Origin of the sequence: Sinorhizobium arboris LMG 14919, from assembly GCF_000427465.1 — a bacterium.
Taxonomy (GTDB): Bacteria; Pseudomonadota; Alphaproteobacteria; order Rhizobiales; family Rhizobiaceae; genus Sinorhizobium; species Sinorhizobium arboris.
This window is the reverse complement of the sequence record NZ_ATYB01000009.1, coordinates 87,906-112,000: the sequence shown is the minus strand read 5'-3', so window position 1 is coordinate 112,000 and position 24,095 is coordinate 87,906. Positions and strand designations below refer to the sequence as shown.

20 protein-coding genes and 4 pseudogenes are annotated in these 24,095 nt (G+C 62.7%); 16 read left to right on the top strand and 8 right to left on the bottom strand.

Annotated elements, in window-relative coordinates; all coding sequences use genetic code 11:
• Positions 1 to 4 precede the first annotated feature (4 nt).
• The 3 genes and pseudogenes from SINAR_RS0108335 (at position 5) to SINAR_RS01000000133185 (ending at position 2,987) form a co-directional block, all read left to right on the top strand.
• Positions 5 to 1,195: an acetyl-CoA C-acyltransferase gene (locus SINAR_RS0108335; RefSeq protein WP_027998672.1), complete on the top strand. Its 1,191-nt coding sequence runs from the start codon at positions 5 to 7 to the stop codon at positions 1,193 to 1,195.
• Between the two features lie 138 nt (positions 1,196 to 1,333).
• Positions 1,334 to 1,531 carry a hypothetical protein gene (locus SINAR_RS0108330; protein WP_027998671.1) on the top strand — a complete coding sequence of 66 codons (198 nt, stop codon included), beginning with the start codon at positions 1,334 to 1,336 and terminating at the stop codon, positions 1,529 to 1,531.
• 141 nt (positions 1,532 to 1,672) lie between these two features.
• A pseudogene (locus SINAR_RS01000000133185) lies at positions 1,673 to 2,987 on the top strand (MFS transporter).
• 162 nt (positions 2,988 to 3,149) lie between these two features.
• On the opposite strand, the gene SINAR_RS0108320 reads toward SINAR_RS01000000133185, so the two are convergent.
• Complete coding sequence (locus SINAR_RS0108320) at positions 3,150 to 4,106, bottom strand: nucleoside recognition domain-containing protein (RefSeq protein ID WP_027998670.1); 957 nt, start codon at positions 4,104 to 4,106, stop codon at positions 3,150 to 3,152.
• 119 nt (positions 4,107 to 4,225) lie between these two features.
• Between SINAR_RS0108320 and SINAR_RS01000000133180 the strand changes: the two are divergent.
• The 8 genes and pseudogenes from SINAR_RS01000000133180 (at position 4,226) to SINAR_RS0108285 (ending at position 11,970) form a co-directional block, all read left to right on the top strand.
• Positions 4,226 to 4,677, top strand: a pseudogene (locus SINAR_RS01000000133180) (Lrp/AsnC family transcriptional regulator).
• 176 nt (positions 4,678 to 4,853) lie between these two features.
• Positions 4,854 to 4,955 (top strand): annotated as a pseudogene (locus tag SINAR_RS1000000136510) (short-chain dehydrogenase); the annotation flags it as partial.
• 115 nt (positions 4,956 to 5,070) lie between these two features.
• Entirely contained in the window at positions 5,071 to 5,835 is a 765-nt protein-coding gene (locus tag SINAR_RS0108310; RefSeq protein WP_027998669.1) for a FadR/GntR family transcriptional regulator, read from the top strand.
• Between the two features lie 60 nt (positions 5,836 to 5,895).
• Positions 5,896 to 6,801 (top strand): 5-dehydro-4-deoxyglucarate dehydratase, encoded by a 906-nt coding sequence (kdgD, locus tag SINAR_RS0108305; protein WP_027998668.1) that lies wholly within the window; start codon positions 5,896 to 5,898, stop codon positions 6,799 to 6,801.
• 74 nt (positions 6,802 to 6,875) lie between these two features.
• On the top strand, positions 6,876 to 8,384 hold the full coding sequence (locus SINAR_RS0108300) for an ABC transporter substrate-binding protein (protein ID WP_027998667.1): 1,509 nt from the start codon (positions 6,876 to 6,878) through the stop codon (positions 8,382 to 8,384).
• A 75-nt stretch (positions 8,385 to 8,459) separates the two neighbouring features.
• On the top strand, positions 8,460 to 9,374 hold the full coding sequence (locus SINAR_RS0108295) for an ABC transporter permease (protein WP_027998666.1): 915 nt from the start codon (positions 8,460 to 8,462) through the stop codon (positions 9,372 to 9,374).
• A gap of 11 nt (positions 9,375 to 9,385) precedes the next feature.
• Positions 9,386 to 10,303 carry an ABC transporter permease gene (locus tag SINAR_RS0108290; protein WP_027998665.1) on the top strand — a complete coding sequence of 306 codons (918 nt, stop codon included), beginning with the start codon at positions 9,386 to 9,388 and terminating at the stop codon, positions 10,301 to 10,303.
• Complete coding sequence (locus tag SINAR_RS0108285) at positions 10,300 to 11,970, top strand: ABC transporter ATP-binding protein (RefSeq protein WP_027998664.1); 1,671 nt, start codon at positions 10,300 to 10,302, stop codon at positions 11,968 to 11,970. The genes SINAR_RS0108290 and SINAR_RS0108285 overlap by 4 nt, the downstream gene beginning before the upstream one ends.
• Before the next feature lie 123 nt (positions 11,971 to 12,093).
• On the opposite strand, the gene SINAR_RS0108280 is transcribed toward SINAR_RS0108285, so the two are convergent.
• The 3 genes from SINAR_RS0108280 to SINAR_RS0108270 form a co-directional block, all read right to left on the bottom strand.
• Entirely contained in the window at positions 12,094 to 12,501 is a 408-nt protein-coding gene (locus SINAR_RS0108280) for a c-type cytochrome (RefSeq protein WP_234710582.1), read from the bottom strand.
• Between the two features lie 115 nt (positions 12,502 to 12,616).
• Positions 12,617 to 12,985 (bottom strand): hypothetical protein, encoded by a 369-nt coding sequence (locus SINAR_RS01000000133175; RefSeq protein ID WP_033057200.1) that lies wholly within the window; start codon positions 12,983 to 12,985, stop codon positions 12,617 to 12,619.
• A 195-nt stretch (positions 12,986 to 13,180) separates the two neighbouring features.
• Positions 13,181 to 15,859 (bottom strand): ATP-binding protein, encoded by a 2,679-nt coding sequence (locus SINAR_RS0108270; RefSeq protein WP_027998662.1) that lies wholly within the window; start codon positions 15,857 to 15,859, stop codon positions 13,181 to 13,183.
• A gap of 463 nt (positions 15,860 to 16,322) precedes the next feature.
• On the opposite strand from SINAR_RS0108270, the gene adhP reads away from it, so the two are divergent.
• The 5 genes and pseudogenes from adhP to SINAR_RS01000000133170 all read left to right on the top strand — a co-directional run.
• Positions 16,323 to 17,345 carry an alcohol dehydrogenase AdhP gene (gene adhP, locus SINAR_RS0108260; protein ID WP_027998660.1) on the top strand — a complete coding sequence of 341 codons (1,023 nt, stop codon included), beginning with the start codon at positions 16,323 to 16,325 and terminating at the stop codon, positions 17,343 to 17,345.
• A gap of 443 nt (positions 17,346 to 17,788) precedes the next feature.
• Positions 17,789 to 18,307: a GNAT family N-acetyltransferase gene (locus tag SINAR_RS0108255; protein WP_027998659.1), complete on the top strand. Its 519-nt coding sequence runs from the start codon at positions 17,789 to 17,791 to the stop codon at positions 18,305 to 18,307.
• Positions 18,308 to 18,521: 214 nt separating this feature from the next.
• Positions 18,522 to 18,650 carry an excalibur calcium-binding domain-containing protein gene (locus tag SINAR_RS1000000135150; RefSeq protein ID WP_084617219.1) on the top strand — a complete coding sequence of 43 codons (129 nt, stop codon included), beginning with the start codon at positions 18,522 to 18,524 and terminating at the stop codon, positions 18,648 to 18,650.
• Between the two features lie 250 nt (positions 18,651 to 18,900).
• Positions 18,901 to 19,575: an iron-sulfur cluster repair di-iron protein gene (ric, locus tag SINAR_RS0108250; protein ID WP_027998658.1), complete on the top strand. Its 675-nt coding sequence runs from the start codon at positions 18,901 to 18,903 to the stop codon at positions 19,573 to 19,575.
• Positions 19,572 to 20,720 (top strand): annotated as a pseudogene (locus SINAR_RS01000000133170) (NnrS family protein); the annotation flags it as partial. The gene ric and the pseudogene SINAR_RS01000000133170, both read left to right, overlap by 4 nt.
• A gap of 476 nt (positions 20,721 to 21,196) precedes the next feature.
• Here the strand turns inward: SINAR_RS01000000133170 and SINAR_RS01000000133165 are convergent.
• The 4 genes from SINAR_RS01000000133165 to ubiT are packed head-to-tail and all read right to left on the bottom strand — an operon-like array spanning position 21,197 to position 24,058.
• On the bottom strand, positions 21,197 to 21,646 hold the full coding sequence (locus SINAR_RS01000000133165) for a hypothetical protein (protein ID WP_209439298.1): 450 nt from the start codon (positions 21,644 to 21,646) through the stop codon (positions 21,197 to 21,199).
• On the bottom strand, positions 21,643 to 22,578 hold the full coding sequence (gene ubiV / locus SINAR_RS0108235; RefSeq protein WP_027998657.1) for a ubiquinone anaerobic biosynthesis protein UbiV: 936 nt from the start codon (positions 22,576 to 22,578) through the stop codon (positions 21,643 to 21,645). The genes SINAR_RS01000000133165 and ubiV overlap by 4 nt, the downstream gene beginning before the upstream one ends.
• 5 nt (positions 22,579 to 22,583) lie before the next feature.
• Positions 22,584 to 23,561, bottom strand: a complete 978-nt coding sequence (gene ubiU, locus SINAR_RS0108230; RefSeq protein WP_027998656.1) for a ubiquinone anaerobic biosynthesis protein UbiU — start codon at positions 23,559 to 23,561, stop codon at positions 22,584 to 22,586.
• Entirely contained in the window at positions 23,552 to 24,058 is a 507-nt protein-coding gene (gene ubiT, locus SINAR_RS0108225) for a ubiquinone anaerobic biosynthesis accessory factor UbiT (RefSeq protein ID WP_027998655.1), read from the bottom strand. Before ubiT ends, ubiU begins: the two co-directional genes overlap by 10 nt.
• Positions 24,059 to 24,095: the final 37 nt, after the last annotated feature.

The following is a 24,095-nucleotide window of genomic DNA, read 5'->3' as shown; positions in this document are numbered from 1 at the left end:
TCGAATGAACAATCACGATCCGGTGGTTATCGTCGGGCAGGCCCGGACCCCGCTTGGCGGTTTTCAAGGTGAGTTGAAGGACCTTTCCGCCGCCGACCTCGGCGCGGCCGCGATTGCCGACGCTTTAAAGCGTGCCGGGGTTGCGCCGGAAATGGTCGACGAAGTCATGTTCGGTTGCGTCCTGACTGCGGGACAGGGACAGGCGCCGGCCCGTCAGGCTGCGCTCGGCGCGGGTCTTCCGCCCGGCGTCGGCGCGACCACCGTGAACAAGATGTGCGGTTCGGGCATGAAGGCGGCGATGCTGGCGCATGACCTGATCAAGGCGGAATCCGCCTCGATCGTGGTCGCGGGCGGCATGGAAAGCATGACCAATGCTCCCTATCTGCTCGATCGCGCGCGGCAGGGCTACCGAATAGGGCACCAGAAGGTTCTGGACCACATGTTCCTCGACGGCCTTGAGGATGCCTATGACAAGGGACGCCTGATGGGCACCTTTGCCGAGGATTGCGCGGAAGCCTATCAATTCACCCGCAGCGCCCAGGACGAATATGCCATTGCGTCCCTCGAGAGGGCACAGAAGGCAAGTGCCGATGGCAGCTTTGCGGAGGAGATCGTCCCCTTGAGCATCGCCTCAGGCAAGGGGGAGCGGACCGTCAGCCTGGACGAGCAGCCGCAGAAGGCGCGGCTCGACAAGATTCCCCTGTTGAAACCGGCTTTTCGCGACGGCGGCACGATCACGGCCGCGAACGCCTCTTCGATTTCCGACGGCGCGGCGGCGCTGGTGCTGATGCGCCGGTCGGCGGCAGATAAACAGGGCATTGCGCCTCTGGCGATGATCTGCGGTCATGCCACCCATGCGGATGCCCCCAGCCTCTTTCCGACGGCGCCGATAGGGGCGATCAAAGCACTCTGCCGGCGCACCGGCTGGGAAATCGGCGATGTCGATCTTTTCGAAATCAACGAGGCCTTCGCGGTGGTGCCGATGGCGGCAATGCGCGAGCTCGGCCTCGATGCGGAAAAGGTGAACGTCCACGGCGGCGCCTGCGCATTGGGGCATCCGATCGGCGCTTCGGGCGCCCGGGTGATCGTCACGCTCGTCAATGCACTGCGCCGCCGCGGTCTGAGGCGCGGCATTGCCTCCGTGTGTATCGGCGGCGGTGAGGCGACCGCAGTGGCAGTGGAGATATCGGGCTGACGGGATGACGAGACCCCCCGTGTCGGCCCCGTTCACGTGTTGACCGGGTTCACGTTGATCCGGCTTCAGCGGCGACCGCTTGCTTGCCATCGCCTTCGCCAATGGTAAACCTAGCGCATTGCCTAATGGAGCTGAGCCGTGAACATCACGAAAAACGATCCGGCAATCATCACCGGCCGCGGCGAGCCTTCCAATGCCCTTGCGACCTATGACGAATACGGGCGCTTGGCCGGCAAGCAACGCAGCCTTGTCGACGCTCTCGCCATGCCCGGCCTGTCGGCAGTCGATTTCGTGCTCCAGCGGATCGAGATCAGGCGCCGCGATGGGGACTTGTGATACCTGCTGGACAGCAAGTCGTTGCCAAACTGCGCAAGGACGGATTTGCGGGTTGACGAAGCGGTTGCGGCATGCTGCGCGATCGGCGCAGCACGGCCGAGGTGCTGACTGCAGCGGCTCGCCAATCTGGAGAAAGGGCGAATGACGACAATCACAGTAGACGATGCGCTCGATCGCGCCGGAACCGGCGCCTACCAGCGCCGCCTTCTCGCCATATTCGGTCTGGTTTGGGCTGCCGATGCCATGCAGGTGCTGGCGGTCGGCTTCACGGCCGCATCGATCGCCGCCACTTTCGGCCTGACGGTTCCGCAGGCACTGCAGACGGGCACGCTTTTCTTTCTCGGAATGCTGTTCGGGGCCGCGGGTTTCGGCCGGCTTGCGGACCGTATCGGCCGCCGGCGCGTCCTGATCGCCACCGTCGCCTGCGATGCCGTCTTCGGCCTGCTGTCCGTCTTTGCGCAGGACTTTACCGTTTTGCTTCTGCTGCGGTTTCTCACCGGCGCGGCCGTCGGCGGCACGCTGCCGGTCGACTATGCGATGATGGCGGAGTTTCTGCCGTCCCGTAATCGCGGGCGCTGGCTGGTCATGCTGGAAGGCTTCTGGGCTGTCGGCACGCTCATAGTGGCACTCGCCGCCTGGGCCGCGAGCCTTGCCGGCGTCGCGGATGCCTGGCGATACATCTTCGCAGTGACCGCATTCCCGGCCCTGATCGGCGTGGGCCTGCGTTTCCTGGTGCCGGAATCGCCGCTCTATCTGCTCCGCCTTGGGAAAACGTCCGAGGCAAAGGCCATTGTCGACCGGATCCTCGTGATCAACGGCAAGACGCAGCTTGGCGCCGACATAACCCTGGTGTCGCCGCCGCCGGCGGCCAGTGCGGGTATTTTTTCTGCGGATCTGCGCAAGCGCAGTCTGATGATCTTGGCGATCTGGTTTCTGGTCTCGATATCCTATTACGGCGTCTTCACCTGGATGCCTCCGAGGCTCGCAGGCGAGGGCTTCGGCTTCGTTCGCGGCTATGGCTTCCTCGTTATCCTCGCGCTTGCCCAGATTCCCGGCTATGCGCTGGCTGCCTACGGCGTCGAGAAATGGGGCCGCCGGCCGACCCTGATAGGCTTCTGCTTGCTGTCGGCGCTTGGCTGCCTGCTCTTCGTATTGGCGGGGAACCGCCATACTGATCGGCGTCTCGCTCTTGATCATGAGCTTCGCCCTGCTCGGCACCTGGGGCGCGCTTTATGCCTATACGCCGGAGCTCTATCCCACCGCATCGCGGGCGACCGGCATGGGCGCGGCCGGCGCTATGGCCCGGCTCGGCGGCCTGCTCGCCCCGTCGCTGATGGGGTTCGTGGTGGCGCAGAGTTTCGGTTTTGCCATCGGCATCTTTGCCGGCCTTCTGCTCGTCGCTGCCGTTGCGGCCTTTCTGATCGACGCCGAGACGCGCCGGGTATCGCTGGCATGATGCCTGGCGGGTCAGCAGGGCCCTCGAAAGTCCAGTCTGCACTCGGTTCTGGAATTCCGGTCGAAGAATGCCGTGTAGCCGATTGGTCCTGCAGGAAAGGAGCGAAGAGGTGGTCGAAGACCCCAAAAGCGGAGTTCCGTCGAAGCTCACCGCCCCCTGCATTTATGGCGTCACCCGAAACATCTGCGTGAATGTCTTGTCCGGCAGGTGGCGAAGCAGAGCAGCAATTGCGGCGGTTGCCGCTACGGCGAAAGCGAGCCGCCCGGCAAGAACGCCGTAAACATCGGCACCAAGCGAGATCACGACGAGAGTGTCCTCGATAACACTGTGCGCGAAGCCCATGAACACACATGACAGAAAGATCTGGCGTGGTGATATTGCGCCGGATTGCGCCTCGCGGATCAGAAGACCGGCGCCGTAAGAAATCCCCAGGAACAATCCGACGGCGGTGAGATGACCCGCTTCGCCCCGGATACCTGCGAGGCGCAATACGGGCGAAAGGGCCTTCATCATCAATTCCAGCAGTCCGGTCGCCTTAAGGAGTTCCAGGCTCCAGGACAGAACGAGGAGGATGACAAGCATCGAGAGCATGGTCTCTCCAAGACCATGGAAATATTCGGCCCAATCGGGTGTGGCGCTTACTGGAATCCAAGCGGGGTTCACCGGAGCCGACAACCAGCCGGTGGCGAGTAGAAGATGGTGCAGCAGAAAAGCGTACAGCAAACCGCCTGCGATGCGCAGCGTTGTCGTTGCGATCATACCCGGGCCGGCCTCACGAATGATTTTCTGCTCGATAGGCAGACCGTGCGCGAACAAGATGAGCGCTGAGAAGACCGTGATATCCGCCACGCTCAGCGAGGATGCGGGAACGAGAGTGAATATGAGGGGGACGGCGCCCCATATACCGACGAGCATCGCCGTCAGCCAAGCCAGTCCCAGCTCCGGAGGGAGCCCTACGAGGTTCATGACAGGCGCAAAAGCGGGGCCAATCGCCTCGATCGCTCCCATCCTCGACAGGAGCTCGGTCAGAACCGCGATGGGAACCGTGATCCGGACAAGCACCCAGTAAATTTCGAGTGTGTCGCGGGTTTTGCACAAGATGGGCGTCAAGAACGGCATTCGAGGCTCCTTTCCGGTTGCCTCGATCTGCTAGCCCGGTCCGGTTCGCATTTGTGGTCAAAAATTGCATGATTGTGCAATTTTATTGCAAAGACACAGTTGACGGATATGGTAGCCGGATGGATCGGATCGACCGGAAGCTTCTGAACCTTCTGCAGCGCGACGCATCGCCACAAATGTCGATATGGCCGACGAGGTGGGCCTTTCTCCCTCAAGTTGTCTGCGCCGTGTACAACGGCTCCGCAAATCAGGCGTAATCGAGCGCATGGTCGCCATCCTCAATCCCGCCAAGGTCGGCCGAGGGATCAAGGCCTTGGTTACGGTGGAACTGAAGTTGCACGGCGAGCAGCACATGCGCCGCTTTCTGGACGTCGCAATCACCGAAGAAGCGGTTTCACACGCCTATGCCGTCACCGGCGAAACCGATGTCGTCTTAATGCTGCGACTGCGCGATATGGAAGAATTCGACGCTCTCTGCGACAGGCTATTCCGCGATCAGACCAATGTCGCCCGGTTCTTCACGATGATGATAATCCGGACGGCGAAAGAGGAAACGGCATTTCGACTTTGATCGAAGCATGCCGTCTGCTGTAGCGAATGCTCAATACGCGAAGAAATGGACGCCTCGTCGACGCCGTTTCCGAGACTCCAGGGAAAGTCGGTCGGAAAGCCCGGTGAGGTCCCTCGGGGCCTCCGCGCTATGGCATGCGATCGATTAGATCTCGCCCCAGCCTTTCGGCCTCCCCAACAGGAGCCATGCAGGCGGGCGCTCGCCGTTATCCAGAGCCGCCGTTCCCGAAGGTGCATCAGGACAAGCCAGGCTCAGGGGCTGATGTTCCTGTCGCGCCCCCGCTAGTCGAGCGTGAACACCGGCTCGAATCTGCTGTACCGCAGTTTGATAATCCCATAAGATGTCTGCGACAACTGTTAGTCGCAGTCATATGATGACTCTAGATGTGGGGGTATGGGAATATTCATGCCAAGTCCAAAAAAGGGGGGCGGCCGCCCGTCGCTTTCCTCGCAAGTTGCAAATGCTATAAAGGCGCAGATCGAGGCGGGATATTATGCGCCGGGCGACAAGTTGCCGACAGAGCCGGCCCTGATCGACAAGTTCGGCTTCAGTCGGACGGTGGTGCGTGAGGCGATTGCGGCGCTTCGGGCCGACGGTCTGGTGGAGTCGCGGCAGGGGTCGGGCGTCTTCGTGATAGGACCGCGGCAGAGCGACCCGGGCCTCAAGCTCTTCACCGGCGAGACCGACAAGATTTCCGATATCATCGAGGAACTGGAGCTCCGAATCGGTATCGAGGTCGAAGCGGCAGGCCTGGCGGCGGCGCGCAGCTCACCGGCGCAAGAGGCCGAGATCCAGGCTCAGGTCGAGCGGTTTGCCCATCTCGTCGCCGAAGGGAAACCTACGGACGAGGCGGATTTCCAGTTTCACATGGCTATAGCGACTGCCACGAACAACGCCCGCTTCCGCACGTTTCTGGAGCATGTCGGGCGCCGCATGATCCCGCGCGTGAAGTTTCGCACGGTCATGGGCGGCGTGGATCCGCTGCCGAGCCGGGACGAGCCCATTCTCCTCGAGCACCGGGAGATTGCCGAGGCGATCCTTGCGCGCGACCCGGACCGGGCTCGGGAGGCCATGCGCCGCCATCTCGTCACCGGGATCAAGCGGTACCGTTCGCTTACGACCTGGCGCCAGAGCGAAAAAGCCGGCGAGGTTGATTGACTCATCTTCAAAGTCATCATATGAATTTCCCGTCTTAAGCTCGCAGCCGGAGGGAATTCATTGTCGCCTGAAGAAATCAAGTCGCGTGTCGGTTCGGGGCTCCTGTCCTTTCCGGTCACTCACTTCACGTCGGACTACAAGCTCAATCTGGAGAGCTACAGGCGGCATGTGGAGTGGCTTTCCGGCTTCAAGGCCGCGGCCCTGTTCGCTGCCGGCGGCACCGGCGAGTTCTTTTCGCTCTCGCCGAACGAAGTGGGCCAGGTCACCCGCGCAGCAAAGGACGTATCGGGCGAGGTGCCGATCATTGCCGGCTGCGGCTATGGCACGTCGCTTGCCGTCGAGACGGCGAAGATCGTCGAAGAGTCCGGCGCCGACGGTATTCTCCTGCTGCCGCACTACCTGACGGAAGCGCCGCAGGAAGGCATCTATGCCCATGTGAAGGCCGTCTGCGATTCGACGGGGCTTGGCGTCATTCTCTACAACCGCGCCAATTCCGTCGCCAATGCCGACACGGTCGCGCGTCTTGCCGAAGCCTGCCCCAACCTGATCGGCTTCAAGGACGGCACCGGCAAGGTGGACCTCGTGCGACACGTAACGGCCAAGCTCGGCGACCGGCTCTGCTATATCGGCGGCATGCCGACCCACGAGCTCTTCGCAGAAGGATTCAACGGCGTCGGCGTTACGACCTATTCGTCGGCGGTGTTCAATTTCGTGCCGGAATTGGCGCAGCGCTTCTACCGGGCGATGCGGGCCGGCGACAGGGGCGTGATGGAAGGCATCCTGCATAGGTTCTTCTTCCCCTTTGCAGCCCTGCGCGACCGAAAGGCCGGGTACCCGGTCTCGATCATCAAGGCTGGGGTGGAGCTTGCCGGCTTTGCGCCGGGTCCGGTTCGCCCGCCGCTGGTCGATCTGACCGGCGAAGAGCGGGAGATCTTGCAGGGACTGATTGAAGCGTCGCGCAGCTGAGAAATACGGGTGGGCGCCCGGAGGAGGGCGCCTGTCCCAGAAATCGTCGTTCGTTCAAACTGGGGAGGATTGCAATGGAAAACAAGTCTGTTCGCGTCATCGCGGGCGCAATGGTGGTCGCCGGCTGGGCCGGCTATGCCGCCGCGCAGAGTGCCTCGGAAATCAAGATCGTCCTGCCGGAGCAGCCGGCCAACCTTGAACCCTGCGGTACCATCATCACCAATGTCGGCCAGATCCTGAGCCGCAACGTGGTCGAGCCGCTGACCATCATCGATCCGAAAAGCGGCCAGCCGACGCCCGGTCTTGCGACCGAATGGACGCAGTCCGACCCGAACACCTGGCAGCTCAAGCTGCGCGAGGGGGTCAAGTTCCAGGATGGAGCCGCCTTCAATGCAGAGGCCGTCAAATTCTCGATCGAGCGGATGACCGGCGGCAAGCTGACCTGCAGCAACATTGCCAAGTTCGGCGATGCCAAGCTGACGGTCACGCCGATCGATGACCTGACGGTCGAGATCAAGTCGGATAAGCCGCAGCCGATTCTGCCGACGCTGCTCAGCGTGGTCATGATCGTCTCGCCGAACACGCCGGCGGACAAGGCCGTGAACGATCCGGTCGGGACCGGGCCCTTCAAGCTTTCGAGCTTCACGCCGCAGACAGTCGTCCTGGAAGCCTTCGACGGCTACTGGGGCGAGAAGCCGGCCATTGCCAAGGCCAGCTACGTCTGGCGCCCGGAATCCTCGATTCGGGCCGCCATGGTGGAGACCGGCGAGGCCGACCTCACGCCGTCCATCGCGATCCAGGATGCGACCAATCCGGAAACGGACTTCGCCTACCTGAACTCCGAAACGACCGCGATCCGCATCGACGCCGGCTTTGCTCCGCTCGATGACGTCCGAATCCGCAAGGCGCTGAACCTGGCGATCGACTGGGATGGCCTTGCCCAGCTTTTCGGCGAGGACGTGCAGCGGGCTTCGCAGATGGTCGTCACCGGCATCAACGGCCATGATGACAAGCTGGCGCCTTGGGCCTTCGATGCCGAACGGGCGCGTGCGCTGATCGCCGAGGCCAAGGCTGCGGGCGTTCCGGTCGATACCGAAATCGAACTGATCGGCCGCAACGGCATTTACCCCAACGGTACGGAAGCCATGGAAGCCATGATGGCCATGTGGCAGGATGTCGGTCTGAACGTTAAGCTCACGATGCTCGACGTGAATGATTGGCTGCGCTACCTGCAGAAGCCCTTCCCGGAAAGCCGCGGGCCGAACCTGCTGCAGATGATGCATGACAACAATAAGGGCGACGCAGCCTTCACCGTTCCGATCTTCTATACGTCGGGCGGAAGCTATTCGACCTTCAACGATGCGGGACTCGACAAGGAGGTCGCCGATGCCATGGCTGCCACCGGTGGCGACCGTACGGCAAAGTTCAAGGCGATCTTCGCGAAGGTGCATGACGAGCTCGCGGTCGACATCCCGATGTTCCACATGATCGGCTACACCCGGATGGGCAGCCGCCTGGAGTGGAAGCCGGACATCACGACAAACAGCGAGATCCCGCTCGCCAATATCGGCGTCAAGGACTGAGTGTCACCATCGAGGCGAGCGCGCGATACGTTGGCGCGCTCGCCTGAACTGCAAGGGAACCAGAGGCTCCGCATGATGCTCGGCTATATCGGCCGGCGGGCATATCACAGCGTAATTTCGGTGATCGGCCTGCTGACGCTCGTCTTCTTCCTCACGCGTTTGACCGGCGACCCGTCGGCGCTCTACCTGCCGCTCGATTCGAGTCTCGAGGCGCGCCAGGCATTTGCACGCCTGAACGGTCTGGACCAACCAATCTACGTGCAGTTCTTCCAGTATCTGCAAAACCTCATGTCCCTGGATTTCGGCCAGTCTTTGCGCCAGAACCGGTCGGCAATCGATGTCGCTCTCGAGGCCTTTCCGGCGACGCTGAAGCTCGCTTTGGTCGCGATGACGCTCGCGACCGTTCTGGCCATCGTCGTCGGCGCGCTGGCCGCCGCCCGTCCCAGAAGCCTGTTCGACCGCATCGCCGGCCTCGTCTCGCTGGCGGGTGCCAGCACGCCCGATTTCTGGATCGCGATCGTCGGCATTCTCGTCTTCGCGGTCGGGCTCGGCATGCTGCCGACGTCGGGCACGGGCACTGCCTTGCACTGGATCATGCCGATCGTCGTTCTGATGCTGCGCCCTTTCGGGCTTTTGGTCCAGGTGGTGCGTGGCACGATGATCTCCGCGCTCGCCTCGCCCTTTATCAAGACGGCACACGCCAAGGGCATGAAGCGCCGCAAGATCATCTTCGGTCACGCGCTCAGAAACTCGCTGCTGCCGGTCATCACCGTCGCCGGTGACCTGGCGACCGGACTGATCAACGGCGCTGTCGTCGTCGAGACGATCTTCGGCTGGCCGGGCATCGGCAAGCTGATGATCGATTCGATTATCCAGCGCGACTTTGCCGTGGTGCAATCGACGATCCTCGTCACGGCAATCGCCATCTTCATCGTCAACATCGCGATCGATCTTCTTTACGCAGTGCTCGATCCGCGCATTCGCTACTGAGGAGGGCGACAATGACCGACCTGGCATTGCCATCCGAAAGATCGCCCGGCGCCCTTCGGCAGCTCGCAATCTATCTCACACGGGACAAGCTGGCGCTCTGCGCAGCCGTGTTTCTGCTTGTGCTCATCGTCTGCGTGCTTGTCGGGCCGCTCTTCGTCGGCGAACTTGCCGGCAAGCTCGGGCTCAGGCAACGCAATCTGCCGCCCTTCGCACTGGAGCACGGGTTCATCTACATTCTGGGAGCGGATACGCTCGGACGACCGATCCTGGCGCGGCTGATTGTCGGGGCGCAGAACACGCTCGGCATCGCGGCCGCCGCCGTCTTCTGCTCCATGGCTTTAGGCGGCATCCTCGGTCTTGCCGCCGGCTATTCGGAGCGCTGGTACAGCCACGTCATCCTGCGCCTGGCCGATGTCGTGATGAGCTTTCCCTCTCTGCTGCTTGCGCTGATCGTGCTCTATACGCTCGGTCCCAGCATGACGAACTTGGTGATCGTGCTGGCAATTACGCGCATGCCCATCTTTATCCGCACGGCGCGGGCCGAAGTGCTCGAATTGCGCGAGCGCATGTTCGTGAGTGCCGCGCGCTCCATGGGCGCTAGTGCGGGACGCATCCTGTTCCGCCACATCGCGCCGCTCGTGCTGCCGACGCTCGTCACGATCGCGGCCATCGACTTCGCTACCGTCATTCTGGCCGAATCCTCCTTGAGTTTCCTCGGGCTCGGCATTCAGCCACCGGATTTCACCTGGGGCGCCATGGTGGCCAACGGCCGCGGCTACCTGAAGACGGCGTGGTGGATCGCTTTCTGGCCGGGACTCGCAATCCTGCTGACGACGCTTTCTCTCAACATCCTCGCCAGTTGGGCTCGGACGGTCGCCGATCCGCTGCAGCGCTGGCGCCTGCAATCGCTGCGAAAGGCCCCGCGATGACCGCGCCGGACAAACCCATCCTGCGAATCGACAATCTGACGGTCGACTTCCTGTCCGAAGGCGATCCGATGCGCGCTGTCGATGACGTCTCGTTTGATGTCTGTCCTGGTGAGACGCTCGTCATCCTCGGCGAGAGCGGATCGGGCAAGAGCGTCAGCACCGGAACAGTGATGGGGCTGATCGATTGCCCCCCGGGCGACATCGTCTCGGGCTCGATGGTGTTCGACGGCACCGATCTTTCCCGCCTCGATGACGAAGGCCGGCGTGAACTGAACGGCCGCCGCATCGCCATGATCTTCCAGGATCCGCTGGCCTATCTCAATCCTGTCTACACTGTCGGCCGGCAGATTGCCGAGGTGTTCGAGAGCCACGGCGCAGGCGAGGGCGGCGCCGTGCGCGACAAGGTCGTACATCTGCTGGAACGCGTCGGCATTCCCGAGGCGGAAAAACGGATGGACTATTATCCGCACCAGTTCTCCGGCGGACAGCGGCAGCGCGTGATGATCGCCATGGCGATCGCCCTCGAGCCGGATATTCTGATCGCCGACGAGCCGACCACGGCGCTCGATGTCAGCGTTCAGGCGCAGATCCTCGAACTCTTGCGGGACCTGCAGCGTGAAACGGGCATGGCGCTGATCATGATCACCCACGATCTCGAGGTTGCGGCGGCCATGGCCGACCGGATTATCGTGATGAATGGCGGCAAGGTGGTGGAAAGCGGCAAAGCCGAGGATGTCTTCACTAATCCGAGCCACGCCTATACCCGACGGCTGATGTCGGCGCTGCCTCATGCCGGCACATCGAAACGGCGTCGGCCCACCGCGGAAGGCGAGGTCCTGTTACAGGTCTCCCACTTGAGCAAGCATTTCAAGCTGGGGTCCGGCCCGTTTTCGCCAAAACGGGAGTTCAGGGCAGTGGATGACGTCAGTTTCACGCTTCGTCGCGGGGAGACGCTCGGGATCGTCGGCGAGTCCGGTTCGGGTAAATCGAGCATTGCACGCATGCTGCTGAGACTGAACGAGCCGACATCCGGCACGGCGCTTTTTTCCGGCGAGGACATTTTCAAACTTAAGGGCAGGGCGCTCAACGGTTTCCGCCGAAAGGTGCAGATGGTGTTCCAGGATCCATTCGGGTCGATGAACCCGCGCATGAATGTCCGCTCGATCATTTCGGAGCCCTGGGCGATCCACCGGGACATCCTGCCGCGCGAACGCTGGGAACAGCGGGTCGTGGAACTGCTGGAGCTTGTCGGCCTCAAGGCGGAGCATGCTGAACGGCATCCGCATCAGTTTTCGGGTGGGCAGCGGCAGCGCATCGCCATTGCCCGGGCGCTCGCCAGCGAACCCGAGCTGATCGTCTGTGACGAGGCGGTCTCGGCGCTCGACGTGTCGATCCAGATGCAGGTCATCGAGCTTCTGGCTGATCTCCGCCAGCGTCTCGGCCTCTCCTATGTCTTCATCACCCACGATTTGCCCATCGTGCGCCAATTCGCTGACCGTATCCTGGTGATGCAGCGCGGCAAGATCGTCGAGGAAAGCGAAACGGAAGCCCTTTTCGCCTCTCCTCGGCACGAATATACGCAAGCGCTGCTGCGGGCCGTCCCGCAGCCGAAGTGGTCGCAGCGCGACCCGAGCGGCGTCTCTCCTTCGATAGGTTTGTCAAAGTAGGCATAGGGAAATGACCGACGACCCGGACGCAGCTGTCGTCCGCGAGCTGCTTGCTCCGCTTTCGCGATGACATTCGTCAGCTTGCGAAGGCCGCAGCGAGAATGGATCAACGGCCAAAGCGTTCTAAGGACTCATTCGTTGAGGTCGCCCGCGGCCGAGAGCGCCGTCGGCGCGGGCCTGCAGATAGGCATAGATGTCGTCGATATAAGGAGCGACGTTGGGATCGTCGGCGAACCCTCCCATGACAGAGCCGTCACCACTGCTCTGGCCGTTGCGCACGACGCGCCTGAACGTCTCGATGCTGAGCGGCCGGGCGACGAGAGACGACGCAAAGGTTGAGCCGACGCCATCGGGGCCATGGCAATGGTTGCAGCCGGCATGATAACGCCGGTAGCCGTTATACGTCCGAACATCGGCCTTGCCGTCAATGACTTTGTAGACCTTGTCGGCGGCCGGGGCTTCCTGCAGGGGTCCTCCGAAACCAAGCGCGCACCCACAGGTGACGACAGCGAGCAGAACCAGATGCTTCATTGGGCGCATTCTGTTGTCTCGAAGCCTTGCCTTGCCGTCTCCTCCCGGCGGTCGAAATGGCAGGACGGAATTTGCGGCTATGACCACCCGGGATTCGGACCGGCGAAAAGGACCGTCACTCCTCGAGGAGGGCGCTGGTCGCCATGCTGTCGATCAGGGCGGCTCCGGGTTCATGCAGGACGAGAGCTTCGCCGTCGCGCGTGATCTCCAGCTCGGCAGATGGCTCGCCGAGGGCGCGGGGCACGGAGATCATCATGCGCTGCCCGGGTCCGAGGGTGGACACGAAGCGGATCGGCTGCGCTTCTGTCCCTGAGGCCACGGTCGCAACCACACGGTAGCCGTCCTTCTCAACCGTGTAATACAGAGCACCATGGAAGCTGCCGAGATGAATGCTGTGGCCGCTCGCGGGCGCCAGGTCCGACGCCGCCGCGACGCCAGTCGTCGCGAGTAAAGTCGTTGCAAATGCGGTAAAATATCTGGCCATCGCTCTTCCTCCTCCACGAGCTAACGACTGCCCGATCAAGGTGCTGCCGCATCCTTTATGCGTTTAGTACGCTCGGCGCTGTGGGTAGGCAGTTCCCCTGGTGACATGCTTAGCTTAAGCGCGGAGCCGCCAGGGGTGCATCGGTGCGGTCCCCCTATTTCCTGGCAGCCGATCCCCTAAATTTCACGCGATTGCCTAATTTTCGGCGGAGGGCCGGGTGTCGACCGGTGACAGCAGCCACGGTTCGCCGCGCAGGCGCAGGAGGACTTCCATCCGGTTGGCCGCGTTGAATTTGCCGAGCACAGCGGAAACCTGATGCTCGATCGTGCGTGGCGAACGCGACAGGTGCTGCGCTGCTTCCTTATTGCTCATGCCTTCGGCAATCAAGGCGAGCACCTGCTGTTCGTGCCGGGTCAAGCCGAGCGGGTGACGGCGCGCGACCCCGTACGGCCCTCGGCGAGCTTTCGGCAACTGGCCCGCCACTCCCAGGCGCTGCGCTTGCTTTCGCGCCAGCGCCGCAGCGGGGCGCGCGCCCAGCGAGTCGAACATGGTGACGGCGCGAGCAAGCGCCGGTCCGGCATCGGCTCCGCGGACCTGAGCGAGGGCAAGTGCCGCCTCATAGGGAAGCCCCAGGCGGTCCCATTCCCTTGCCGCCGCCAGCGGATCGCCGCGGAGTTCGGCAGCACACTGCAACGGGATCTGCGCCTTCGACTTTGGCAGCGGCTCGGCCATGCCGCAACGCTGCCACCAGACCGCCAGTTCACCGAAGTCCGGGCTTCGGAAGTTGTTGAGATCCATCGCGGCGAGTGCGGTCAGTTGTCTGTGGCTTGCACTTTGGTCGTCGGCGAGCCAGGCGGCTTCGGCCAGCGCCAGGCGGACCGGCACGACTCGCTGGAGCTCACCGGTCGCGACACCCTCCTCGAGTGCTCGCTGGAGAAGGGCCAAGCTGTCGGGCTCACCCATTCGCACCCGCACCCTTCCGAGTACGATGAGGGCCGGCAGGTGCATGACCATGGGCAGGCGATCCAGATTCATGACGCCCTGTGCAATGGTCTCGGCTTCGCGAAAACGACCCTGTTCCATGCGAAGCTGCGCCTGCCGCCCGAGCAGATATTGTGTCGCCGAATCGAGATCGTGCCTGGTCGACAATGCGATGCCTTCGGCCAACAGGCGTTCGGCCAGGGCAAGGTCCTTGGATGCAAGCGCACACTCGGCGAAGTTGGTATAGGCTCGCACCGCATGGTCGTGAAATCCGTGCTCGAGCGCCAGTGCCAGGCTTTCCTCCAGCCGCTCGCGCCCGCCTGGACGGTCGGCGAACAGGAGCGCGGTGCCCACATTGTTTAAGGCGTGAACGCGTGTTTCGATCTCGCCCAGTTGATCGGCGAGTGCGATCGCGCGCATGCCCCAGTCGACCGCTTCATCGAAACGATAGTGCAGCATGTGGAGCTGAGAGCGCGTGCTATAGGCCATCGCCAGTCCCGGCCCAGGCGCCAGGCTTTCCATTTCGCGCACGGCCTGCTCAGCATAAGATTCCGCCGGTTTGCTCTCGCCGCGGCGCCAGTGCAGCCTTGACAGCCTGCACAGATTGGGTCCGATCTTGTCGACGCGTCCGAGTTTGCGCCATAGCTGGATAGCGCGATGATGCGCCTCGATCACCGGTTCGTAGACAAGCAACGACAGTCCCGCCTCGCTGGCCCAGTCGTCATAAAGCTGCGCAGCCAGTTCCGGTGTGGCTTGCGCAACGTATCTGAGAGCCGTCGCCAAGTGCGAGGCCGCCTCCCGGTGGGCGCCGAGACGCGCCGCTTGAGCCGCAGCCTGCGGCGCGAGCTCCAGGACGCGCGCGCCGTCATCGGCTCCGGCAGCATGGTGCACGCGGCGTGACAGCAGAGCGGATGCTTGTGCCGCGGGGCGTTGCGATATGGCAGCCTCCACCTTTGCATGGAGCGCCCTCTGAAGGCTCGGCGGCAGTCGGTCGAGTGTCGCCTGCCTGGCAAGTTCATGGCGAAACATCAGAGCGCCCTGTTCGTCTCGCCGTAACAATCCGCGCGCCACGCATTGGTCCACCATCGCTTCTGACCCGGCACCGAGCAGCGCCCGGATCAGCCACGGCTCGGCGCTGCCCGGCACAATGCTGATCACCTCGAGCACTTCGCGCTCAGCCATCGTGAGCCGGGAGAGGCGCGCCCAGACCGCATCGCGTATCGAGGCCGGCACGCGGCCGGACTCCGCCTCACCGCTTGCCAAAAGTTCAGTGACGAAAAACGGGTTGCCTTCGGTGACCCGGTAGAGATTGGCGGCGCGGCGCCCCGCCTGTTTTGCCAACAGCGCAACGGCTTCTGGAGACAGCGGTTCAAGCGCTATGCGGGTGACCGACGCGGACGGCAGATCGCCGATGACCTGCATCAGAGGATGATTGGCGTCGACTTCATCGCCGCGCAGGCTGAGCACCAGCACTGTGCGAAGCAGTGCGATGCGGCGACCGAGATACTTTACGAGGTCGAGCGTTGCGTTGTCGGCCCAGTGCACATCCTCGAAGATAAGTACGATCGGACGATCGGCACGCTGAAGCACATCCAAAAGTGCTGGAAAGAGTCGCCCCGGTGGAGCGGTCCGATCGAGCAGTGCCGCCACGCGCGCGTCAAGCAGTCGCCCCATGTCCTGCAAAGGTCCGAGCGGGCGCGGCGTGAAAAGCGCCTCGCACCAGCCCCATAGGACTGTGCAATCCTTTTCCGCACGCTCCGCAAACTCGCGCAGGAGAGCGGTCTTGCCGATGCCTGCTTCGCCTTCGAGCAGGACCGTGCTGCCATGCCCGCCCGCTGCGTTCCGCATGGCGGTCAGCAAAGCTTCGATCGGACCCTCTCGATCGAGCAGCATTACGATTCCCCTCGAGATTATAGCAAATATAATCTGTCGCTTGGCAGTTTAGAATGACGCTGGCCTTTGACTGTTGACGTAACGCATTGCCTCCGAAAAAAGTCGGAGGACTGTTCAGCAACATTGATCTTAAGACACGGGTTCGGCAAAAGCATGATGGCCCCTGGCGTGGGCCGCCAGGTGGGAGAGTCTTCGTTCGAACTCCTCAAGGTGAAGGCGAGCAGCCTTGCCGCCCGTAATAGCGCCTTGTGGTCTCACGTCGCCTGCCAGGCCGATTTTCGATGGATCGCCATCGGTCACTGTCTCATTGGTGAGACAAATGCATTTCCGCAACCGCCTGCTTTGATGCCCGTCAACGGATTGGGCTTGCTCTGGAGCTAAGCTTCCGCCCGCAGCGTCCCTCTGGGGAGGTGCGCGGCGCTGGTTGAGCCGGCGCCAACGTCGAGCATCAAAGGAGATCGATATGACTATGAAAGCCGCTGTAGTGCGCGAGTTCGGCAAGCCGCTCCTGATCGAGGAACTGGCGATACCGCAACCAGGACCCGGCCAGATCCTCGTCAAATATGAGGCCACCGGCGTGTGCCACACCGACTTGCATGCCGCCAAGGGAGATTGGCCGGTGAAGCCGAGACCTCCCTTTATTCCCGGTCACGAAGGGGTCGGTTATGTCGCAAAACTCGGCGCCGGCGTCACGCGGTTGAAGGAGGGGGACCGGGTCGGCGTGCCGTGGCTGCACACGGCGTGTGGCTGCTGCACGCCTTGCCGAACCGGCTGGGAAACGCTTTGCGGCAGTCAGCAGAATACCGGCTACTCGCTTGACGGCACCTTTGCCCAATACGGCTTGGCTGATCCGGATTTCGTCGGGCGGCTGCCTGAAAAGCTAGAGTTCGGTCCGGCGGCCCCGGTGCTGTGTGCCGGGGTCACGGTGTATAAGGGTCTGAAGGAGACGGAGGTTAGGCCGGGCGAATGGGTTCTAGTCTCGGGCATCGGAGGTCTCGGCCATATGGCCGTGCAGTATGCTAAGGCCATGGGCATGCATGTCGCCGCGGCGGATATCTTCCCCGACAAGCTCAGGCTTGCGCAACAGCTCGGCGCCGATCTCGTCGTCGACGCGAGTACGCGTGACGCGGTCGAGGAGGTGCAGAAGCAAACAGGCGGCGTCCACGGTGCGCTGGTCACAGCAGTCTCATCAAGGGCGATGGAACAGGCTTACGGCATGCTGCGTTCGAAGGGCACGATGGTACTCGTCGGCCTCCCGCCGAGCCAGATCTGCCTCCCGGTCTTCGACACGGTCTTAAAGCGCATAACGGTGCGTGGATCGATCGTCGGCACCCGTCAGGATCTTGAGGAGGCGTTGGAGTTTGCCGGCGAGGGGAAGGTCGCAGCCCACTACTCTTGGGACAAGCTCGAGAACATCAACGCCATCTTCGAACGGATGGAAGAAGGCAGGATCGACGGCCGCATCGTTCTCGATCTGAACGGCTGAATCTTTCGACCAGATTGATGCATTCTCGACGCGAACGCCGCTTGCCGACCCATCCTGTCGGCGGGCGGCATGCCGTGCGGTTTCAATAGACGGATATCTGCGCCGCCAAACGCACCCCTTCACGGCACGGGCATGCCGCTGGCGTGGTCGTCGGTGAGACGCCGATCAATGTCGAGCAGGTTGCGGCCGCGAGCCACCGAAGAACGCCTGAGAAGGGGTCAGGCCGCACTTGGCACGCTTTGAAAGATCGCAGGAAAAACGATGAGCCGTCTCGATTGCCGATGCCGCAACCGGCGCGACCCGGAAACCGTCATGCGCTGAATTTTGACCGGTAGATTGATCTGGAGCAAAGCGCTCCATTCCCGTTCGGCAGAAGGTTCAGCCAAATCGCCTTCAGGGAGCACTTGCCGGCTTGAACGAAGGCGCAGCTAAAGGAGATGACCATGGAAAGCCGGACCGCAGATCTGACGACCCGAACCGGTGTCAAGATTCACGTCAGGCCCGTCCGGGCCGAGGACGAGGCGATGCTTGCCGAGTTCTTCACCCATGTGACCAAAGAGGACCTGAGTTTCCGCTATCTCACTGGCCTGAACGAGGTCGGCAAGGAGCGTATCGCTGCCCTCACCGATGTGGATCACGTCCGGACGGAGAATTACCTGGCCTTTGGCGAGGGCGGCGACCCACTGATCGCAACCGCCATGCTTGCCTGTGATCCCAAATTCGAGCGTGGCGAGGTGGCGATCAGCATTCGTGCGGATTACAAGAACCGCGGCATTGGTTGGGAGCTCCTGGGATATCTCTCGAAGGTCGCCGCGGCCAAGGGTGTCAAGGTGCTCGAGTCTATCGAACGGCGCGAGAACCGAGCGGCGATCGAAATCGAGCAGCAGATGGGATTCACGACTGTGACCGACCCCGACGACCCCACAATTCTCCTGGTCCGGAAGGAACTCAAAGCGGCATAAGGCGCTGCCGAGCCGGACCAAAATTCTCTCCCCGGCCGGAGCATTGCCGTTCCTGCCCGAGTGCCGACATGCGTCCTCGAGCTTTCGTGAGAATTGCGAAGATCAACTGCGATCGATGAGGCTTGTCCGGGCACCAATGCCCAGGACTGCTGCTCTCTTTACGGGAGATCGTACGCAATGACCGACACGAGCAAAGACAGTCAGCCCGCCTGTAATGGCGGCGTGGTCTAGTTTCCGAGCTGCTCCGCCGCATGCGCAACTGGGGCGGCCCCCCATTTGTGCGGGCAAGCCGGCTTACCTTCGCAAGCGGGACCGGGACCGTGATGGCACTGCCTGCGAATGATAAGCCACCCGTCGACTGCGCGGCAAAAAACAACTGTTCCCATACGCTTGGCGACGACGACGGCGGCCATCTGGTCTTCCTCTGCTCGTTTTGCGAGCGCGTGATCGGACTTGTTTGCGCAGGCACAAAGACGGATGCGCCGTTCTCATGCACAAGAACGTCCGGGGTTCGGAGGCTCTGCTCGCGAGCGGCTGCGGCCAGTCTGGAGCCAAGAACAGCCCTGGCGGGAGATCCAGACAAGGAAAAGACCATGACGGCATTAAGTCTCGACAAAACAGTGGCAGCGATCGCAGCAGAGTTGCCCGGAGCCGCGGAACTTTTCCGGGGTCATGGCATCAGCTTCTGTTGCGGTGGCAACGTCCGGCTCTCGGAAGCCGCCGCCAAGGCCGGTCTCGCGCCGTCGGCGCTGATTGCAGAGCTGGAGGCCCTCGCGGAGGCTGCAAGACGAGATGCGCCCGAGGAAACATCGGACCTCATCGGACATATACTGGACAGATATCACCAGACGCACCGCGCGGAACTTGCCTGGCTCATCCCGCTCGCCCAAAAGGTGGAGCGCGTGCACGCAGACCACCCATCGGCTCCGTTAGGTCTCTCTCAGGCACTCGATCGCCTGCGGGACGAACTCGAGAGCCACATGATGAAGGAGGAGCACATCTTGTTTCCGATGATGCGGCGTGGCAGCAGCCCGATAATTGACCATTCGATCGCGCAGATGCGCCACGAGCATGAGGAGGAGGCAGAGCTTCTTCGGACGGTCGAGCATCTGACCCATGGATTTTCGCTGCCGCCCGCCGCCTGCGGCTCGTGGGCCGCGCTGTATTCGGGACTGCGAAAGTTCACCGACGACCTGGTGATGCACATGCATATCGAGAACGCTGTGCTGTTTCCCCGTTTCGAAACACAATCCCAGGCGGCCGTTTGACGCACGGATATGCCTGGAAATCCGTCTGGCTGACGCCATATCGACCCATGTTTTTTGTCGCGGGACTATGGGCGCTTCTTGCTCCCGTGGTCTGGATTCTCCCGGAGCAACACGCGCCGGATAGGGTCGCATGGCACAGCCGCGAGCTTCTGTTCGGCATGGGCGGTGCTGCCGCCGGTGGCTATCTTCTGACAGCCCTGCCAGCCTGGACAAAAAGAGGTTCCGTTCCGCCGGCGGCCACGATGGCCGCCACGTGCCTCTGGTGCGCCACCCGTCTGACTGGTGCGCTCTCTGCGCATCTGCCTTTCATCGCGGCCGCAATCGGGGTGTCGGCCTATTTTGCATTCCTGACCGCGGTCTTGACGCATGGCCTCGTGGCCTCCCGAGCATGGGACCGGTGCTGGGCGCCCCTCGGGACAGTCGCGCTTGGCATAGGTGCCTTGGCTGGCCTCGACGAAGGCTCGGGTCCGGCGCCGCTGATTTATGCCGTACTGATCGTGTTGATAGGCGGACGCGCCATACCCGCCTTGACCCGGTCATGGCTGATCCGGATGGGCCGTGGTAAGCCCCTTTGCAATCGGCGGGACCTCTCGCACCTGGCGATCGCGGGTATTCTTATCGCAGCCTGTCGCAGTCCCGCCTGGCCGCCCATATCACCCGCGTTGCTGGTGATTTCGGGGGCGCTGCTTTTGCTGCAAATGGTGGGATGGCAGAGCTTCAGAACCACCCGCTACCCAGCCTTGTTCATCCTGCATGTCGCCTTCGCCTGGATGCCGGTAGCGCTCATTCTGAGCGGCCTTTCGGCAATTTTTCCCAGCCGCGTTGCACCGGACGATGCCCTGCATGCGCTGACGGTCGGTGCAATGGGAACAATGATGTCCGCCTTCATGATGCGGCCGGCGATGCGCCGCGATAGCGAGACCCTGATCCTTAGCCGCTCCATGGGCGGCGCAGTCTCGCTCGTGTCGTTATCGGCGCTGCTGCGTGTTTTCGAGGCCTGGATCAGCGTGCCGTATTTTGATGCCGTCGTTGCTGCCGCCATATGCTGGATGGCAGCTTGGGCGCTCTTCCTGGTGGCCTATATCCCCGCAATGATCGGTCCGGTGCCCAGACCGGTGTTCAGCGCGGCCATCAATCGTGCCGTGATTGACGCCGGTGACGGCGAGTTGACCACCCAGCCTTCGAACCAGCGGACTAGGTTTGATCCACCCGGACGCCCAACGGCGAACACGCCTATGCCACCGCATACGAATCATCCGCATGCCGCCGGCCTGCCGGCTGCCTCCACCACTACAGCTTCGAACCGACCGCAAGACTCGGCCTCGCCAAGGACAAGCTGTTGAAGCTTTCAAATACCAGTCCTTCTTGCCGGGACAGGGTTCGAGCCACAACGTGCCATCGGCGTTGCGGTCCTGGCGGCCTAATTCGTCATCCGCCTGTACCGGGCTGGCCGAGGCGGCGTTGGATTGTAAAGTCCGGTCGCCAGCCCGTCGGGGCCTGCAAAGCGTCTCGCATCTTCTTCCATGAATTCGAGATGAACGCGCATCTCCCCAAGTGCCGCTTGCACAATAATGATGTCCACTGGCGCACCGGGTCGACGGTTTCCCATTGAGTGTTCTCCTTATGTGTCTGTGTGACTCACCGGCCATTCAGTGTGTGAGTGGACTGGCGTTTCTACTGCCGCTCGGTGACGAGAAGAGAGCCGACGCGCCTGCGATAGCAGCCTGGAGCCGAGTTCCGCTGCGGCTGAGATATCGCCCAGGAGCAGGCCCGCCTCCGCGATAAGGCTGTCGTCCGGTTCGTCGAACTGCTCCTGGAAAGGGTCGCCAAGCAGCATCAGCAGCGAACCGATCCTCCGCCGCTGCTCATCGGCTGCAGCGAGCAGCAATTGGGTGACGCGGGCCTGTTCAAGCATTTCGAAGCGGCGCAGGGCCTCGTCCAAACGGCCGCGGCATTCACAGTCCGTGGCGCTGCTCAGAACGGCATCACGCATGCGCTCGACCGCGCGGCAGATCTCCTCGTTTTCGGGCGCGAGGCCGGAGGCGTTCGGGTGGGGGTGGATGGCTCTCATGCGTTTGCTCCATGTCCGATATCGCGAGCCCGAGCGACCCAGGCGGCCCCCTCCCGACCGTGATGAAATCCGTTGGAGAGCGGGGCTGCCGGGTAGAGCTGCCGGAGCCGGGCGGTAGCGTCTTCGGCATCCATGCGCCCGTGCAAGACGGCATCGTAGAGGCGGGCGACCGCCACCATGTCGCAGTCCTGCGGCGACAGCCGGAAGCGGCTCACCCCGGAGAAGACTAAATCCTGCAACTCGGCAAGGAGCGACTGGCAGGTGAAGGAGACCGTCTGCACGCCGTTAAGAGCGAGGAAGGACTGCCGGTCGAGCGTCTTCACCGGGAGCCCGTCCGGATCCTCCCCGCACACGAACTGGCAATTGTCCTTGAGGCGGCCCTTGGCGCGGGCATGGGCACAGCGCGCGGAGATCGCGAGTGGCATTCGCCCGAAAGCGAGCACCTCGAAGGCGATCTCGGGTGTTTGCGAAACGATCTCGAAAATCGAACTGGCCGGCAGTTCCGGCGGCAGGCATATGCTTGTGGCCCCTCTCCTTGCCAGCAGGCGGGCCGTCGCGGCGTTGTAGACGTTAACGAGCGGCCCCACCGCGTGCGGCCTGCCCTCCAGCAACGCCAACGCCGAAAGGTCGTTTGCCTCGACGGGATAGGGACTGTCGGCAACCAGGCCCCGGACATACCCGCTCTCGCGCTCAAGCGTCACCATTGCCAGGGTCGAGAGCACGACGTGCTTTCCGGCCCCCTCCAGCCGTTCGATCACCCCGGCCAGGAACGGTTCGGTGAAATGCAGCCGTTTCGAGCAGACGGTTTCGCCGATGGCGACATGGCTCAGGGGCGCCTCGTCGGCGATGCGGAAATAGAAGTCGCGCCATTTCTCTCCCTCCCACAAATAGAGGACAGGACCGAGGGTGAGCGTGGGTGTGCCGGCGTTCATCTGCATCACCTCCAGCGCTTCTCGTAGGCGCCGGACGTCGTGCGTTGGCCCTCGCTCAACAATCTCAGCCGGGCAAGGATTGCCCGCCGTTCCTCCGGCGGCGAGTCGAGCGCCATGCGCAATGTCGAGACCACCTCTGCGACATACGCTTTGCCGCGCTGGCGGCCCTCGATCTTCAGCGCGCTCACTCCGGCATCCCGCAGCGCGTCGATCTGGTCCATCACATCGAGTGAGACCGGATCCTCGAAAGCATAGGCTCGCGCATCGGCGATGTCGAAGCGGCCCTTGCACAGCGTCGGATATCCCGCCGCCTCGCCCTGCGGAAAGCGATTGATCGTATAGGCGCCAAGTTCCGACACGAGGCTGCCCTTTTCCTGACGATAGCGCACATGACTTGCCGGCGAGCAGACGCCGTTCATATTCGGCGACTTGCCCGTCGCGTAGGAGGAGAGCGAGCAGCGGCCCTCCGCCATCACGCAGAGCCCGCCGAAGACGAAAACTTCGATCTCGCAGCGGATCTGCCGAGCGAGACGAGCGATATCGGAGATGGTCAGTGTGCGCGGCAGCACAACGCGCTTTGCGCCGAATGCCGCTACCAGGAAGTTCACCGCGTCCGGGTTGGAAGCGGAAGCTTGCACCGACACGTGAAGCCGCTGCTCGGGATAAGTCTCGGCGACATGGGCCATCAGGCCGAAATCGGCAACAATGAGCGCGTCCGCACCGAGCCGGACGGCGTCTGCGGCGGCCTGGTACCAGAGAGTTTCCTCCCCCGCGCGCATGAAGGTGTTGAGCGCGACGAATGTCTGCGTGCCTCTGCGTCGGGCATAGGCGATCGCCTCGCCGAGTTCCTCGCGCGAGAAGTTGAGTCCGGCGAAATTGCGTGCGTTCGTCTCGTCGCGGAAGCCGCAATAGACGGCATCGGCGCCCGCATCAACCGCTTCGCGGAAGGCCGCCGGAGTTCCGGCCGGGCAGATCAGTTCCATGCAGCATTCTCCCCGGCGAGCGCCCGGCGGCGGATTGCAGCAGCGGTTCTGATGACAAAGGCGGCGAGGGGACCGGCGGATTCCCCGAGGTCGCGCGGCAGGTCGATCTCGGCGCTGTCGAGCGCATTGCGCAGCGCCAGCAGTGCTTCCATGTCCCCAGTGACCATGAGCGAACGGGAGAAGAAGAGCGCATCGGCGTCTGAACGGCCTTCGAGAAGAGCAAGCAGCAGGAACAGCGGCCCGCCCACAACAGCATCAGCGGGTGCTTCGAGTTGCTTGCGCATGACCGAGACCGAGGGTCTTGCCGGTTCTATAACGAAAGAAAGCGGCAGGTCGGTCGGCCGAAAAGCATAGCGCTTGGCCCTGTGCTCCCCGAGGCGGTCGAACAGCGCCGGATGTCGCCTCAGCAGGCGAGAAAACATTAGCCTCACCGCGCCCTCGATAATCGGGATCGGCACGACGACAAGCGGTGCGGCCAGCGGTCGCGGAAAATTCATCTGTTTTGCCTTCGGGAATGTCGATTCTGCAGTTTCG

Bases quoted from the DNA above. Each gene is read 5' to 3' on its own strand.
- SINAR_RS0108285 (WP_027998664.1), top strand. From the start codon at position 10,300: ATGACCGCGCCGGACAAACCCATCCTGCGAATCGACAATCTGACGGTC.
- SINAR_RS0108320 (WP_027998670.1), bottom strand. From the start codon at position 4,106: ATGCCGTTCTTGACGCCCATCTTGTGCAAAACCCGCGACACACTCGAA.
- SINAR_RS0108280 (WP_234710582.1), bottom strand. From the start codon at position 12,501: ATGAAGCATCTGGTTCTGCTCGCTGTCGTCACCTGTGGGTGCGCGCTT.
- SINAR_RS0108310 (WP_027998669.1), top strand. From the start codon at position 5,071: ATGGGAATATTCATGCCAAGTCCAAAAAAGGGGGGCGGCCGCCCGTCG.
- SINAR_RS0108300 (WP_027998667.1), top strand. From the start codon at position 6,876: ATGGAAAACAAGTCTGTTCGCGTCATCGCGGGCGCAATGGTGGTCGCC.
- SINAR_RS0108290 (WP_027998665.1), top strand. From the start codon at position 9,386: ATGACCGACCTGGCATTGCCATCCGAAAGATCGCCCGGCGCCCTTCGG.
- ubiU (WP_027998656.1), bottom strand. From the start codon at position 23,561: ATGGAACTGATCTGCCCGGCCGGAACTCCGGCGGCCTTCCGCGAAGCG.
- adhP (WP_027998660.1), top strand. From the start codon at position 16,323: ATGACTATGAAAGCCGCTGTAGTGCGCGAGTTCGGCAAGCCGCTCCTG.
- SINAR_RS0108270 (WP_027998662.1), bottom strand. From the start codon at position 15,859: ATGCTGCTCGATCGAGAGGGTCCGATCGAAGCTTTGCTGACCGCCATG.
- SINAR_RS0108255 (WP_027998659.1), top strand. From the start codon at position 17,789: ATGGAAAGCCGGACCGCAGATCTGACGACCCGAACCGGTGTCAAGATT.
- SINAR_RS0108295 (WP_027998666.1), top strand. From the start codon at position 8,460: ATGCTCGGCTATATCGGCCGGCGGGCATATCACAGCGTAATTTCGGTG.
- SINAR_RS0108335 (WP_027998672.1), top strand. From the start codon at position 5: ATGAACAATCACGATCCGGTGGTTATCGTCGGGCAGGCCCGGACCCCG.
- SINAR_RS01000000133165 (WP_209439298.1), bottom strand. From the start codon at position 21,646: ATGAGAGCCATCCACCCCCACCCGAACGCCTCCGGCCTCGCGCCCGAA.
- SINAR_RS01000000133175 (WP_033057200.1), bottom strand. From the start codon at position 12,985: ATGGCCAGATATTTTACCGCATTTGCAACGACTTTACTCGCGACGACT.
- SINAR_RS1000000135150 (WP_084617219.1), top strand. From the start codon at position 18,522: ATGGCGGCGTGGTCTAGTTTCCGAGCTGCTCCGCCGCATGCGCAACTG.
- ric (WP_027998658.1), top strand. From the start codon at position 18,901: ATGACGGCATTAAGTCTCGACAAAACAGTGGCAGCGATCGCAGCAGAG.
- ubiV (WP_027998657.1), bottom strand. From the start codon at position 22,578: ATGAACGCCGGCACACCCACGCTCACCCTCGGTCCTGTCCTCTATTTG.
- ubiT (WP_027998655.1), bottom strand. From the start codon at position 24,058: ATGAATTTTCCGCGACCGCTGGCCGCACCGCTTGTCGTCGTGCCGATC.